Here is a 14,855-nt window from a genome sequence, read left to right as displayed (position 1 = left end):
TCTCCTTTACGGGGTCAATTAAGCCCCAGAAAAACAATACAACCTATAACCTATCTACTCTGTGACTATCTATTTATTCTACTGATAATCCAGAGTTTTCACCAACTATCATTGAACAATTATCGTATCATCTCCTTTTGTTTTAAACATTATACCACAATACTAGAATTACCGTCTATGCTTTTACGATTATCCCAGCTCCCAGGAGTAAATCCTTATAATAGAAGGCCGCTACTTGGCCGGGAGCTATTGAGTCTATTTTGTTGACAAGCCTAACCTTAACCCGATTCCCTGTCAAATCTAAGCTACAAGGTACTTCTTGAGCATTATAGCGTACTTTAACCTTAACCTTTCTCTTGCCTGGGTCAGTAAACCAATTAACCGAATGAACTAAAAACTCACTCTGGCAAAGACTGTCCCTATTCCCGACAATTACGTTTTTACTCTGGCTGTCTATGGCAGTTACATAAAGCGGGTGCTTGTGGGCAACCCCCAAGCCACTCCTTTGACCATAGGTATAATAATATATACCCTTATGTTTTCCTAAAACATCTCCGTTTTGATCTACAATATTACCAGCATAACTAGCCGGTGACTTAAGATTCTCTTCAATAAACTGCGGATATTGCTTATCCTTAACAAAGCAGACATCTTGGCTTTCCTTTCTTTGCTTAAAAAGAAGCTTTTTATCTTTAGCGATTTTTTCTACCTGTGGCTTAGTGTAATTAGTCAAAGGAAATATCAAAAACTTTAAAATGTCCGGCCTAACCAAAGAAAGAAAATACTCTTGCGACTTCTTTAAATCTTTAGCCTTTCTAAAAAGATAAGTACCTCTTTTTTTAACTAAACCAGTGTAATGACCGGTAGCTAGATAATCAGCCCCGAAAGACTTTACTTTCTCAAAGAAAATACCGAACTTGATAAAACGATTGCAATAAGCACAAGGGTTGGGGGTTTGCCCTTTTAAATAACTTTCACTAAAATAATCTATGACCTTTGTCCGAAATGAATCGCCAACGTCTAGCACGTAATGCGGAATATCTAAAAAATGACAAAGCCGCTTAGCCTGATCTAAGCTATCTAAATCACAACAACGATTTTCTTGTGGGTAAAATTTAAGTGTAAATCCTAATACTTCAAAGCCCTTTCGTTTAAGAAGATAAGCAGCTACCGTAGAATCAATTCCACCACTTAACCCCACCGCTATTCGTTTTTTTGCCATATTAAATAAAGATCCGACAAGCAAATTAATGAATTCTAAACGTAACTCACCATTCGCTCTAAAGCCAGGCGTGCCTTACTCATGATAGCAGGATCTAACTCTATATCATACTTTAAATTGTCTAAAGATCGATAAACATCATCAAGGGTTGTTTTTTTCATATTCATACAAACCTTAGGGCTGCCTAAGGAGTAAAATGTTTTGTTAGGATTTTCTTTTTTTAAACGGTAAACTAAACCCTCCTCAGTACCAATAATAAACTCTTTCTTATCTGAATTTTTAACCGCCTTAGACATCCCGGCCGTAGAAAGAACCTGATCAACAGCCTCAATAACTTCCCGACGACACTCAGGGTGAACCATAATCTCTGCCTCAGGGTGAAGCTCTTTTGATTTTGTTACATCTTCTTTTGTAAAATACTCATGAACCAGACAATGCCCAGGCCAAAGAATAATTTCCTTACCGGAAACATTCTTAGCAACCCACCAACCTAAATTTTTGTCAGGAACAAAAATTACCTGTTTAGTTGGAACATTTTTTACTACGGTAATAGCATTGGCTGATGTACAACAAACATCACTCAAAGCCTTTATCTCAGCAGAACTATTCACGTAGCTAACAACCCAAGCCTCAGGATATCGGGTTTTAAGCGCGATTAAATCAGCAGTAGTTATCATATCCGCCAAAGGACAACCAGCATCAAGAATCGGCAAGATTACTTTTTTCTGAGGTGAAAGTATCTTAGCCGTCTCAGCCATGAACCTCACTCCGCAGAAAACAATTAACTTCTCTTTAAGATCACGTGAAATCTTGGATAATTCTAAAGAATCGCCGATAAAATCAGCAATATCTTGAACCGCCGAAATCTGGTAATTATGCGCCAAGATTACCGCTTTCTTCTTCTTCTTTAATTTAACTACTTTGTCTTGCAAAATATCCATGACAATGATTTAAGCCATTATAATAAACCTCAATATTATGTCAATTACTTTAACCTTTCATCAACAAAGATAAATAAAAAAGCCTATCCTCACAATCAATAAGGATAGGCCATCATCGTTGATCGCCAAATTTATAGAGTAAAGCTTACTTTGCTTTAAATCCTTTTGCTTATTTTATTGCAACTAGTCTAAAAGTCAACTAGTTAGTTCTTATCTTAGAAAAAACACTGACCACATCATTATAATAATATACACTGTGGGTAATGAAAAAACAAAGATGCCAAAAGGATACAAAATTGGCATTTTCTTATTAGTCTTAACATCTCTGGCAACGAGGAATATGATTCCAAGGAATACTGCCACTATTGAGCCAATTAAGCTAAAAACACCCCAAAATATACTTTGATCTACAACCCCACTAGAAATCAAAGAAATTGCCATCCCAAGTAAAAAATTAATTCCGCAAAAGATAAAACAACTAAAGAGAATTCTTTCTCTTCCTACCCTGTAAGCCAACTCTTCGTTTGTAAGCTTTAAATTTTCATATTTAGGATTGTATTTTTTATTAACTGTTTTTTCAATTATTGACAAACAAAAAATACTATAAATCCAAATAATAACGTCAAAAATAAATAGGTTGTTTGAAAAAAATCTATTCTTGGTATAGGCATAAAAATGATAATCAGAAAAATAGCAGATTAAACGAAGTGTCCAAACCATATACTCAGACCAAAAATAATCCCATTTATTTAAACTCATCGTTAATGCTTGTTTTTATTTTCTCAACCAATCTACTAAAAAATTTGCCTTTAGGGGCATTTCTACTTCTTCCGCCAAATAAAAACCTTATCGTTTCGCTTTAAGGTAAATGGGACTTTTAAGCCACCTTTTTCGCCCCTTTTTAATTGGTCAACAAAAGCATGATTTATCTGAATATCGCTAACCATAGCAAAGGAAGCTGGGGTAGCTTTGCCAACGCAAAGAATTCGGTCGCCTTTTTTTAGATCATGGTCTCTCACCCAAATCTCAGCTACACCTATTTTCTTATAAAACTTTATAACTTCTCCAACATAAACCTTTTCATAGCTACTATCTAAATTTCGGCTAGTCGAGTCTTTAGGTTTACCAAAATAGAATCCGCTGGAAAACCCCCGATTATATACAGTGGCCAACTCTTTCTTTAGCTCGGCTTTTAACTTTTTAGTTAAACAACCGAAAAAATAAGCATCTATGGCTCTTCGATAAACCGAAGTTACTACTGAAACATACTCTGAAGATCTAATTCTGCCTTCTATCTTAAAAGCACTTATGCCAGATTCAATCAACTGATCAATAAAATCTATGGTGCATAAATCTTTTGGGCTCAATAAATAATCCTTACCTAAAATATACTGTGACTCATCGTCACTGTCGGTGATTAAAAACTTTCTTCGACAAGGCTGAAGACATTCACCTCGGTTAGCTGATTTAGAAAATGAGTATTCCGACAAAAAACACCTTCCGGAAACACTAATGCACATCGCCCCATGAACGAAAGCTTCAATTTTACAATTAATGGCTTGTTTCTTTATTTCACTGGCAATAGCCTTAATCTCTGAGAGACGACACTCTCTGGCCAAAACCACTCTTTTTACACCTTGAGCACTATAATTTTTTAAAGCCAAAAAATTGGAAACACTGGCCTGGGTAGATAAATGGATTGGTAAATCTAATTCCTTAGCTAATTTAAAAACCGCCATATCCCAAAGGATAACTCCGTCAACCTTACCTTTCTTGGCCTCAGTTAAGATCTTCTTTACCTTGTTTATTTCTTTATTATAAATAATTACATTCAGGGCCAGGTAAGCACGTTTTTTACTCTTATGCAGGACACTAACCAGTTTTTTGATTTCACTTAGATCAAAGTTTGAAGCCAAATTGCGCATGTTAAGACCTTTTACGCCAAAATAAACGCTGTCGGCACCAGAATTAACAGCACTCTTTAAAGCACTCCAATTTCCAGCTGGGGCGACCAACTCTGGTTTGCTTAAATTTTTTTTCATCTTCATTAACAAAAAGGTTAAAAATCAGCGGGATATTTCGACTACTCGATAACTTAATTTTCCGGCCGGTACATTTATCTCGATAGCATCACCTTTCTTATGTCCAAGGATAGCTTTACCTACTGGAGAAACTACTGAAATTAAATCATTTATTGGGTCAGCCTCGTCTTGGCCAACCAGGGTATATTCAACTTCCTGGTCAGTATCCAAATCAACCAGTTTAACCTTTGAACCGATATAAGCAGCATCGGAAGCTACGCTGTTCTCGTCGATGATTTCAACTCGGCTAAGTTTATCTTCAAGCTCAGAAACCCGTTTTTCATTATAAGACATTGCCTCTTTTGCTGCATGGTATTCGGCATTTTCCTTCAAATCACCCAAAGAACGAGCATGGGCTATTGATTTGGTAATTTCCTTTCGTTTTATTTTTTTTAAATACTCTAACTCTTGAATCAACTTTTCATACCCACCTCTAGTTAAATAGACTCTTTCCATAATAACTTAACTCCTTAAATAAATGTCAGCCAACCTCTTACTGAATCCGCACAAAGTAAACTTAAAACCGTCACTATCAATCCGGCTAAAGCTACTCCGATAGCAATCGCCAAAGCCGCCTTTTTTGTTTTCATTTCAAACAAAGTAGCGGCAACCGTTCCAGTCCAAGCTCCGGTTATTGGTAACGGAATAGAAACAAATAAAACTAAACCCCAAAATCCCCACTTATCGACTATTTTTGACTTCTGCTCAACTCGCCTAAACCACCAACTAAAAAACTTACCGATAAATTTTATATTTTCCAAATGATGAAAGAAATACTTAAACAATAAAAGCAAAGGCACTATCGGAATTAGATTGCCAATTAAAGATAAAAAATACACCTCCAGTAACGGCAGATTAAATTTAATTATCCCTAAAGGTATGGCTAATCTTAACTCAAAAATAGGAAGCGCGGCCACTAAAACAATTAGTAGTTTTTTAGAAAATAGTGCCGTTAAAAATGCAAAAACTTTAGTTTTCATATCCGTATTTACCGATTAGAGGAACAAAAACACAACTAAAAATATTTTCGGTTTTAACTTCTTTATCTGAAATCTTATCTAAAACCGTAAGCTCTTGGCGAGATTGACCGCCAACCGGAACAACAAGCCTTCCGCCTATCTTGAGCTGTTTGACTAAAGGCTCTGGTATAGAACTAGCTGCGGCAGTAATAATAATCCGATCATAAGGGGCGTACTCTTCCCAGCCAAGCGTCCCATCAGCCATCTTCACCTCTGCCCGATAATCTAGACTATCTAAAACCGCTTTAGCCTGATCAGCCAATTGCTTAATCCGCTCAATACTATAGACTCGCGCTCTGAGTGCACAAAGTATAGCGGTTTGATAACCACTGCCGGTTCCTACTTCCAAAACAGTCATTTCCGATTTAAGCTGTAACTCTTTAGTCATTGCAGCAACCATATAAGGCTGAGAAATTGTCTGGCCGTATCCAATTGAAAGTGGACAATCACTATAGGCACTAAGTAGCTGCTCTTTGGGGATAAATTCATGCCGAGGCACAGACCTAAAAATATTAAGAATTCTTTTATCAACAATACCGCGGCTGCTTATCTGTTCAGAAACCATCCGCTCTCTCATTTTGCTAAAGTTGGTTTGCTTCACTTATCTACCTTAGCTATAAAGGTTATAAATCTTATCGCATCCCTAAAAGGGCGAATTTTACTATGCGGGTTCTTAAAATAGATAGTTTTTATCGGCATGCTTTTTATATCAAAGCCCAGTTTCGCCGCCTTAATTAAGATTTCTGATTCTATTTCAAACTTTTTAGTCTTAATAGCTATCTTCTCTAAAACCTGACGTTTGATCATTCGAAAGCCACACTGGCTATCGGGAACCTGCTGACCAATTATCTTTGAAATAAGCCAGGACATAAACTTATTGGTAACGACCCGATTGTAGGGCATACCCAAAGGTTCAACCATTCGATTGCCGATGACGAAAGAACTACCCTTCTCGGCTTCTTCGAAAAACTTGTCTATGTCCTCCGGACTGTGCTGGCCGTCGGCATCCATGAAAATAAGATAGTCAAACTCTTGATGATCAAAAAGATAAGAAATAGCCTTATTCAAAGCTAATCCTTTCCCAAGATTTTTCTCATTTTTGATGGCGACATCGGCTTTAGCCTTAGCTACCTTATAGGTTGCGTCAATCGAACCATCATCAATTACAAGTATAGATAAATTTTTATCGCCCAGCCGATTAAGAAGCGACTCTAAACTCAAAACCTCATTGTAAGCCGGAATAACAACCCAAATCTTCATCGCCCAACTAATTTCTTCTAACTTTTATTTTTAAGATTTTCTTAATCCAGCCAGTATCGATCAAACATGTACCACTGACCCGGATACTGTTTTAGGTACTTTTCTAAAACAGCTATATATTTATTAATTATAGTTACTTCATCACTTTCAGTATCTTTATTTAAAAAAATCGGCTTGTCAATTATAAGATGATAAAAATACTTATCGACTCTAACGAAAAATACCGGCACAATCGGAGTATTGGTTTTTAAAGCAAAAAAAGCAGCCCCGCGAGGAAGTTTAGCCTGACGAGAAAACATCTCGAGCTTTAAACCACCCCCAGAAAAATCTTTATCACCCAAGAGACCTAATACCCTTCCAGTTTTAAGCGCTGAGAAGCAACCGCGCACAGCACTACCAGTAGAAATTACTTGCATCCCTACCATATTACGCCGATGATCAAAAAAATTATTTATCCGTTTATCTTTATGGGGAAGAGCAACCGCAGAGACCGGATACCCTAGAAGCGAAATCACGGCTCCGGCCAACTCATAATTTCCTAAATGAGCAGTAAGGGCTATTACCCCCTTATGTTGATCAATAACCGAACCTAAATTATCTAAACCGATAACTTTTACGTATTTTTTTATAAAGGCTTCATTTAACTTAGGGTAGCGGAAAAAATCAGCTAAATAGTAAGAAAAATTTATGAATACGTTTTTAACTTGCCTTCTTCTCTCTTTCGGATCAAAAACGATGGCCCCCAAATTATAATCTATATTTCGTTTATCTTTAACGAATAGATAAAAATTAGATAAGGCCACTATTTTAGCAAACAAATAACAAATATTCCGGGGAAAAATTGAGGCTAGCAGGCTTCCGAAAACAAAAAGATAATACATTAACTGATTAGCTCCAAAATTAAATCAACTATCCTCAAAGAAGAATCAATAAACGAATATTCTTTTGCCCGCTCTCGAAAACGATACATATCTTTGGGATTACTAAAGAACCTGCCGACAACTCCAGCAACCTCCTCTGCCTTATCGGCCTTAGTTATTGCCTGAACGTTATTTAAATAGTTAACATTTCTCTCTTCTTGACCGGGTATCGGATTAGTAACAATAATACATAATCCTTTAGCTAAACTTTCAGAAATAGTTATCCCACCGCCTTTGGTAATAATAATATCTGAAAAATCCATTATTTTGTATATCTTATGGGTATAGCCAAAGGTAAAAATTGGCTTCTTGAAAAGTCCTTTGTTCTTCGAGAACCATTCGTAAAGTTTCTTATTCTTACCGCAGATGACTATAATCTGAAAATCATGACTTAAAGCATCCAGCTCCTGAGCAATAAACTGTATTGGACCTAAACCTAGGCCTCCGCCCATAATCAATAATGAAGGTAAATTTTTTACAAACCCTAACTCATCAGCAATCTCTTCCTTAGGATAACTACCTAAAAACTTAACCGAGATTGGTATCCCTAATACCTTTATTTTTTCAGGAACAACACCTTGGCCAATTAAAACTTTCCGTGCTTCTTGACAAGCTACAACATAACGATCAACATGAGGATGAACCCAAAAACGATGCGGATGATAATCGGTGACAATGGCAACTAAGGGTATTTTTAAACCCTTACTCTTTTTAAAATCAGCAATTAAACCGCAAGGAAAAGCCTGGGTAGCAACAAAACAATCCGGCCGAGACTCATTTATCAAACGGTTTAACTTACCAAAGGTTATTTTGTGAACAATTTTACGATAAGGGGTTAAAGCTTTTATGACTTTCTTGCGATCATAGGCCTTACCCCAAACAGAAGGAAAGTGTTTTATGGTCATCATATAGGCAAAGTCGACCACTTTCTCTCCTCGCGGATAAAAATGACCTAAGCCGTTTAAAGTTACAACGTCTATCCGGGGGTCTTTGAAAAGAAAGGCTTCCTTGATATTTTGGGCAGCTTTACTGTGACCACCAAACTCAGAAATATGTAAAACGCTAACTCTTTTCATCAATAAATAATACCATAATTACTTTAACGGGTAAATATTTTTGCCAAAACAAAATTACCCTTATTATATAAATCTAAGATACTGTTTGCCCTCAGTCAAAGGATTAAGGGCGTGACGTATCCCAATCTCAGGATTACTTGATAAATCGACCATCTCTCCGGCCGAATCAGAAACAATCTCAACTTGGGGTCGATAGATATCCTCCTCATTCGGCTGACGCACCACAGCTATTCTGGAATCGCTCAAACGCACGATACTTCCTTTTGGCCAAAGACCTAGTATTTTAAAAAACTTATCCAGCAATTTCGGAGAAAATTTAGCCCCTTTCTGCTTATTCATTATTTGATAAACTATCTCTGGCGGATAATCTCTCTTATAAGAACGGCGTTGAGTAAGGGCATCATACTCATCACAAATATGGACAATCGAAGAGGCTAAATGCGGCCTCCGAGAAAAACTAATCTTAGGATACCCCTTGCTATCCCACCCCAAGTGGTGCTCAAAGGCAACGATTGCCGGTAAAACCCCTAACTTATCAGAATGATGCAAAAGAATCTCTGCCCCTAAAATTGTATGGCTTTTAATCTTGGTAAACTCCTCATCCTTTAGTTTGCCTGACTTTTGAATTATTTTTCGAGAAATAGAAAGCTTTCCGATATCATGCAAAAGAGCTGAAACTCCTATATCAAGACAATCATCACGGCCCAAACCTAATTTATGTGAAAAATAAATCGAAAGTACACTTACGTTTAAAAGATGCACGAAAGTTGCACTATCATAATTTTTTACTTCCGAAAGCGATAAAAATATCTGATAACTATCCGATAAGTTGTCCATAATCGCATTAGTAACAAATTTAACCTTTAAAAAATCAACCTTATCCTCATCAATTAAAGAATCCAAAGATTTAGATACCTTATCTAAGCAATCTTTATACTTATCAATTTTATCAAAATTCGATCCATCTTTATCAACCGGACCTAAATCCGACTCAATAATCTTGCCCACTCTAATATTTTTTATGCCAATAACCGATAAGTAATCTTTGAATTCACCCTCAATTTGAGTTTGCGGAACCACCAAGAGCGATATGAACTGGGAAACCTCTTCTTTGTCTACACCTTTTTGGAAAATAATTCTTTCAATGCCTTTTTCTTTTAACTGAGCAATTGCTAAACCTGATTTTTGGCTAAGTTCAAAAAAGATATCTTCACCGCAGGCAAATTCCGATCCAACCACCCCAATAATTAATTCTTTTTTCGCAATAAGTATTGGCTCTAAATTATCGAACACTACGTCTAAAGAGCTCAAAAATCGTGGATGTTCAATCCCGTAAATCTTTGCAACTTGCCAGGTCGAGATAAACTCACGTAAAAATTTCTCGATTATATTAATTTCCATATTTAGTTAAAATAGCATTAGCCTTTCTTCTGACAGCCCGGTTCCAAAAGAATTTATATTGAGTTATAACAACCAGATACTTTTTAGCCTCGGGAAAATATTTTTCGTCGATAAGCCTCATATTCTCCTTAAGAAGTCTCGTCTGTATACCAAAAGAATTATCAAGTGACAAAAGTTCACGGGCCAGCTTAACTCGCGCTGAACGATGTTCTACTAAAACCAAAAAAGCCTGCTTGCGAAGAATAGCCTTTTCAGTGCTCAAAATTAAAAATAAAAATGCTTCATCGTAAAGTTTTAACTCCTGTATCGTTTTAAGAATATCTAGTTTTATAAACTTATTTGAAAAAGCAAAAATGCGTTTAAAAACTATTAAAGCTATTTGGGGATTAATGCTTTTTAATCTCTCAACAATGACTTTGTTAAGCTTAACATTACTACTGTTAAGCTTAACCTGCTGGCAAAAGCGACTCGTTTCTTTAGAAAAAAACTTAAAAAATATCTGAAAAGCATATTTATTAGGTGGCTGCTCTTTAAAAATCTTATTTAGATAAAATTGATAATCCCGAGTACTTTTTTGCATAATTGAAATGAGTCTCGCGAAATCAAAAGTTACTCCACTTGAAAAAACCACATCCTCAATAAAATCACTTATTCGCTGATCGATCTCGCTGGGAAAAAAAGCCGAATCTCTGTCGTTGCCCCGACGGCTCTGAAAAACATCAATAAATTTATCAACATAATCTCTATCCTTATTATGAAAACAATCCGAGAGTTCTGCTAAGATTCGATCGATAACTATATCAAGCCGCTCATGCTCAGTCTCGAGCCTCAATAAATCTAAAAGCATAAGCCGATAGTTACTTTTTAAGTGTTTACGGTCAAAAGAACTTCCGTCCCCCAGAGAAATAGTTGATAAAATTGAAGAAAGGCTGTGCTGGTAAACTTCTGATATATAAGAATCTTCAGGTAAAGAAAAAATACTTTTAATCTTCTCGATGGCCTGCGGGTTATCCTTAATCCATCTTTCTTGTTCAAGCTTTTTAGCTAAAGAATTCGCTATTTTTTCATGATTTTCGCGCTTAACCAGCTTGGAGAATATATTAAAATTTAATGAGTCAAAATTCTTAACGCTTTCTAATTTAGAAAATATAATTGACGCTAAATCATCCGGCTCTAAGTCAATGATAGTTTCCTTAATCTTGCTAACGTCTAAATTCACCGCCTGGGGTGATTCCAAAATTAGTTTCACAAAAGCGCCGAGACACCCCAAGAATCTATTTTTATCATTTTGCCGCAAATACTTAAAAAAATCACCGACGATTAGCTCCAGCTCTTTCAGGTCAACTGGATCCCCAATATCAAATTGAGTTAACATTTTTTCAAAAGTATCCGCTAAAAGTTGCAACTTGGCAGTATCATTATTTTTTAACCCTTTCCTCAAAAGATAAAACCAGCTATACTTATACTCTAGACTTTCGTCCACCAAAAGGTTTGAATAATCTAAATCCTCTACATCAATATTCTGCATTTTCTCCTGATCGAGGATTACCTTTAAACCGCCATTCAGTACAATATCTTTAGGGGATAGGCTGACTTTCTGAAGAAAAATAGTCAGATCCTCAACCGAAACCCCTTTCTCAATTTTAATTCTCTTTACCTTACGTTGATGTAGAAAATTACGCACATTTTCAACTAAATCCGAAATTTTGAGTTGCTCTCCATTACAAGATAAAGAATTATAAGTGATTTCAACCTCCAAGGGACTCGTAAACTGGAAAAGATCAACTATTTTTCTTTTTAAATCCTGAGTAGATTTTACAAAAATCGGATGGTCTTTAAAATAAATAGAGACATTAGTGAGCGCTACACGTAGGCTTTTCAAAAATGATTCGTATTGTTTTTGTTTATCCATAGTGCAAACACATCCTCAAGGAAGACTAAAAATACTCTCGATAAATACTAACCGCGCGTTGTAAAAAAGACTTATTTTTTCTATAATCCAACTCTAAAAATGGCGACAAACCATACCGCAAACACCCGAAAGATGTTGACTGGACCGAACGCTCTAGGCTAGTTGCCAGCTCACAAGAAACGCACCCCCTAAGGAACTTATAAAAACCATCTTTATTTCCTAACTGGCCTAAAAATGAAAAAATAAACTCTTCGCCATCAGTATGCAAATTTATTAACTGGAAAAGATTCTCAACCTCACTCTTAATATAGTCCTTCATAAATAAATTCATAGTCTGGATGCTTAAATTGGCATAGCCCGTCCCCTTCTTTATGGTTATTTCCTTAAAGTAAGGTATCTCTTTGAAAGAAATGTAACGCTCGAATAATTCTTCGGCTAAAGCAAAATCAAGAAAAAATCTTTTTGCTAATTTATCGATTAAAGATTTTAAGTTAAAATTGACCTCTTCCGAAAAAACAAAATCCCCCTTTTTACGAACTACAAAGCTGCTTTGCTGATAGCCACAATACATAACAACTTGTGGTTTATCCGGCTTAGTAAAAACATTAGCATATGTGCTTACCATTGAAGAAACCAGACCAAGGAACTGTCTACCAAAATTATCAAAGATATCTTCAAGTTCCTTATAAACCTTATCTTTTATGCTCACCAACAAAGATTTAACTGCTAATTTTTTAGCCCAAACACCATAAGGAGGCTCCTGATAAGTTGCGCCTCTAGTCGTAAACTGAAGCCCAATATTATGAATACAGTAATCATCCCAATCAAGAAATTTATCCTCAAGATATTTTTTGATAAGCTTTATATCAGAAAAAGAAACTTTCCGCTTGCCCCGCAAAGGCACTATATCCGTCACAATCTTTGTATTAATAAAGCTTTGAGGCAGCTCAAGGAAAACTTTATCTATTTTTAAGTTATGACGCTTGGCCACATTATCAATTGTCCGATTTATCATCTCGGCATTATCTTTAATCGAACTAAATAAATCGGCTGATTTTTGAGAAATAGTTATTGAAAATTCCTCAATAAATAAAAAGGCAGGTTTTTTTAAAAGGCCAAAAGAAAAAAACACCTTACCATCGTCTATCGCAATTGCGCAAGCTCCCTTCATACTTAAAATAGATAAAATTAAATTTTAACGATTAAATCCAACGTAGACTTCCTTGTAACGTAGATCAACGTATTGGATAAGGTCCAATTTATCTTTAAATTTTATATTAACTACACTCTCAAAACGGGCTAATTTTCTCGAAAAATCATTTTTTCCAACAATTACCTTTATTTTTTTATCTAATCCCCCCGATTCCTTTAAAGCGCCCCCTAAATTAACTATAAAATAAAGTGCTTCCGGTTGAGTAGCATTAATCGACTCCACTCTCAGAGAATTAAAAATATTACTCCTTTTCAAACTAGAAATAAGCTCAAAGGCATAATCAAGATTTTTACTACGTAACTTATAGCCCTTGCTAAAGGTCCGAGGATCTTTACCAATCTCGACAACAATTAAATTTTCGAAAGGCTGAAAAGACCCCTCATCAATAAGAATACCTTCTTCATCTAAAGGGAAAAACCTTCTTCCTTTTATCTGAGCATAAGCTATTCGTTTATCTATATTAACTATAAGCGTTGAAGGAAATTTTTTTAGAATGGTCACTGCTTTATATTCCGGATTCTCTTTTAAAATATAATTAACTATCTGCTGTATATTTAAAGCAAATAATGACTCACCCTCCACCTTAGCTCTAACTTCTTGACTCAATTTTAGGTTGGACTGAACAGTCTCTGATCCGACTTTAAAAATACTTGAAGTATAGACGGCGTAGCCCAAGCTGCCAAATAAAGCTAAAAAAATAAGTAGAAAAGATCCAGTCCAAATTGCAACCGGATTCAGTTTAATTTTAAATTTCTTTAACTGTTTAAACTTTTTACGTCTTCTACTCCCCATGCACAATCTCCTTAAATAATTTAGTTAAGCTTCTCACATTAAAAATATCAAAAACAGTTTTTATTAATAAATACCTAGACTATAAATACTCGATCTTTTAAGGCTAGCTCGCTCATTTTTAGAATTAACTGATCAAATTCTATCTGCGCTACCTTGGCTGAAAGCGGTAGAAGACTGTGAGAGGTAAGTCCCGGTATGGAATTAACCTCCAAAACGTGCGCTCTCATTTCTTTATCGAGACGTAAATCAACCCGTGAAAAATGCCGACAGCCTAAAACTTTGTGGGCTGCTAAGCTAATCGCCTGGATATCCTGATAAATACCATCAGGAATCGCAGCTGGCGCAATAAATTCAGTTAAATCATCAGAATATTTTGCATTAAAATCATAATAACCACTACTCGGAACTATCTCGACTACGCCCAAAGCCTGATCATCAAGAATACCCACCGTTAATTCACGCCCCTCAATATAATCTTCAATCAAAATTATATCCTGATGTGAAAAGGCTAAATCAACTGCAGCGTCGAGTTCATTCTGGCTCCTAACGATAGATACACCTAAACTGGATCCGGAACGATATGGTTTAACTACCAAAGGATAGGTTAAATCAGCGGGGACCCTACTTCGATCACAACAAATATGAAATTCTGGAGTAAGAATGCCGGCTTTTTGAAAACTGTGCTTTGACAAAGCCTTGTTCATAGCTAAGGCGCTAGCCTCGGGATCTGAACCAGTATAGGGTATATTCAAACTTTCAACTACTCTCTGAATCCCCCCATCTTCACCAAACTCTCCATGCAAGGCTATAAAGGCAAGATCTAACTCTTTGCCACTAAGCAGCCCCCTAACCTCTTCTCTTTGAGAAGTGTTGATATCGATAAAGGTTGGCTTAAGGTTATTTCTTTCCAAAGCTTCAAACGCCGCCTTGGCCGAAATAAGTGAAATTTCTCTCTCTGGGGAAACGCCTCCCCCGAGAACTCCAATCTTAACATCTTTTAGATTACTCATAGATTAGT

Annotated in this window: 15 protein-coding genes; all 15 read right to left on the bottom strand. The window is 36.1% G+C overall.

The features are described from left to right. Positions 1-175: 175 nt before the first annotated feature. The gene (gene mnmA / locus K9L86_07830) at positions 176-1,222 is read right to left on the bottom strand and encodes a tRNA 2-thiouridine(34) synthase MnmA (GenBank protein MCF7908761.1); all 1,047 of its coding nucleotides are present in this window, start codon (positions 1,220-1,222) and stop codon (positions 176-178) included. A gap of 35 nt (positions 1,223-1,257) precedes the next feature. Beyond that, the gene (gene nadA, locus K9L86_07825) at positions 1,258-2,163 is read right to left on the bottom strand and encodes a quinolinate synthase NadA (GenBank protein MCF7908760.1); all 906 of its coding nucleotides are present in this window, start codon (positions 2,161-2,163) and stop codon (positions 1,258-1,260) included. Between the two features lie 210 nt (positions 2,164-2,373). Next, entirely contained in the window at positions 2,374-2,922 is a 549-nt protein-coding gene (locus K9L86_07820; protein MCF7908759.1) for a hypothetical protein, read from the bottom strand. 62 nt (positions 2,923-2,984) lie between these two features. Beyond that, positions 2,985-4,205, bottom strand: a complete 1,221-nt coding sequence (locus tag K9L86_07815) for a U32 family peptidase (protein ID MCF7908758.1) — start codon at positions 4,203-4,205, stop codon at positions 2,985-2,987. Positions 4,206-4,229: 24 nt separating this feature from the next. Further along, positions 4,230-4,700 carry a transcription elongation factor GreA gene (greA, locus tag K9L86_07810; GenBank protein MCF7908757.1) on the bottom strand — a complete coding sequence of 157 codons (471 nt, stop codon included), beginning with the start codon at positions 4,698-4,700 and terminating at the stop codon, positions 4,230-4,232. Positions 4,701-4,714: 14 nt separating this feature from the next. Beyond that, positions 4,715-5,224, bottom strand: a complete 510-nt coding sequence (locus tag K9L86_07805; GenBank protein ID MCF7908756.1) for a small multi-drug export protein — start codon at positions 5,222-5,224, stop codon at positions 4,715-4,717. Further along, on the bottom strand, positions 5,214-5,840 hold the full coding sequence (locus K9L86_07800) for a protein-L-isoaspartate(D-aspartate) O-methyltransferase (protein ID MCF7908755.1): 627 nt from the start codon (positions 5,838-5,840) through the stop codon (positions 5,214-5,216). The genes K9L86_07805 and K9L86_07800 overlap by 11 nt, the downstream gene beginning before the upstream one ends. A gap of 20 nt (positions 5,841-5,860) precedes the next feature. Further along, positions 5,861-6,523 carry a glycosyltransferase family 2 protein gene (locus K9L86_07795; protein MCF7908754.1) on the bottom strand — a complete coding sequence of 221 codons (663 nt, stop codon included), beginning with the start codon at positions 6,521-6,523 and terminating at the stop codon, positions 5,861-5,863. A 41-nt stretch (positions 6,524-6,564) separates the two neighbouring features. Further along, a complete protein-coding gene (locus K9L86_07790) occupies positions 6,565-7,404 on the bottom strand; it encodes a lysophospholipid acyltransferase family protein (GenBank protein ID MCF7908753.1) in 840 nt (279 codons plus the stop codon). Further along, positions 7,404-8,519 (bottom strand): glycosyltransferase, encoded by a 1,116-nt coding sequence (locus tag K9L86_07785; protein MCF7908752.1) that lies wholly within the window; start codon positions 8,517-8,519, stop codon positions 7,404-7,406. The genes K9L86_07790 and K9L86_07785 overlap by 1 nt, the downstream gene beginning before the upstream one ends. Positions 8,520-8,582: 63 nt before the next feature. Beyond that, entirely contained in the window at positions 8,583-9,920 is a 1,338-nt protein-coding gene (locus K9L86_07780; protein MCF7908751.1) for an HD domain-containing protein, read from the bottom strand. Continuing rightward, the gene (locus K9L86_07775; GenBank protein ID MCF7908750.1) at positions 9,910-11,832 is read right to left on the bottom strand and encodes a hypothetical protein; all 1,923 of its coding nucleotides are present in this window, start codon (positions 11,830-11,832) and stop codon (positions 9,910-9,912) included. The genes K9L86_07780 and K9L86_07775 overlap by 11 nt, the downstream gene beginning before the upstream one ends. Before the next feature lie 25 nt (positions 11,833-11,857). Beyond that, positions 11,858-13,003 (bottom strand): hypothetical protein, encoded by a 1,146-nt coding sequence (locus K9L86_07770; protein ID MCF7908749.1) that lies wholly within the window; start codon positions 13,001-13,003, stop codon positions 11,858-11,860. 24 nt (positions 13,004-13,027) lie between these two features. Then, a complete protein-coding gene (locus tag K9L86_07765) occupies positions 13,028-13,837 on the bottom strand; it encodes an FtsQ-type POTRA domain-containing protein (protein ID MCF7908748.1) in 810 nt (269 codons plus the stop codon). A gap of 74 nt (positions 13,838-13,911) precedes the next feature. Further along, positions 13,912-14,847, bottom strand: coding sequence for a D-alanine--D-alanine ligase (locus K9L86_07760; GenBank protein ID MCF7908747.1), 936 nt, complete (start codon positions 14,845-14,847; stop codon positions 13,912-13,914). Between the last annotated feature and the right edge of the window lie 8 nt (positions 14,848-14,855).

Source organism: Candidatus Omnitrophota bacterium, assembly GCA_021735655.1.
Taxonomy (GTDB): Bacteria; Omnitrophota; Gorgyraeia; order Duberdicusellales; family 4484-171; genus JAHKAJ01.
The sequence above is the reverse complement of the archived record's forward strand: the minus strand, read 5'-3'. Positions and strand labels throughout refer to the sequence as shown.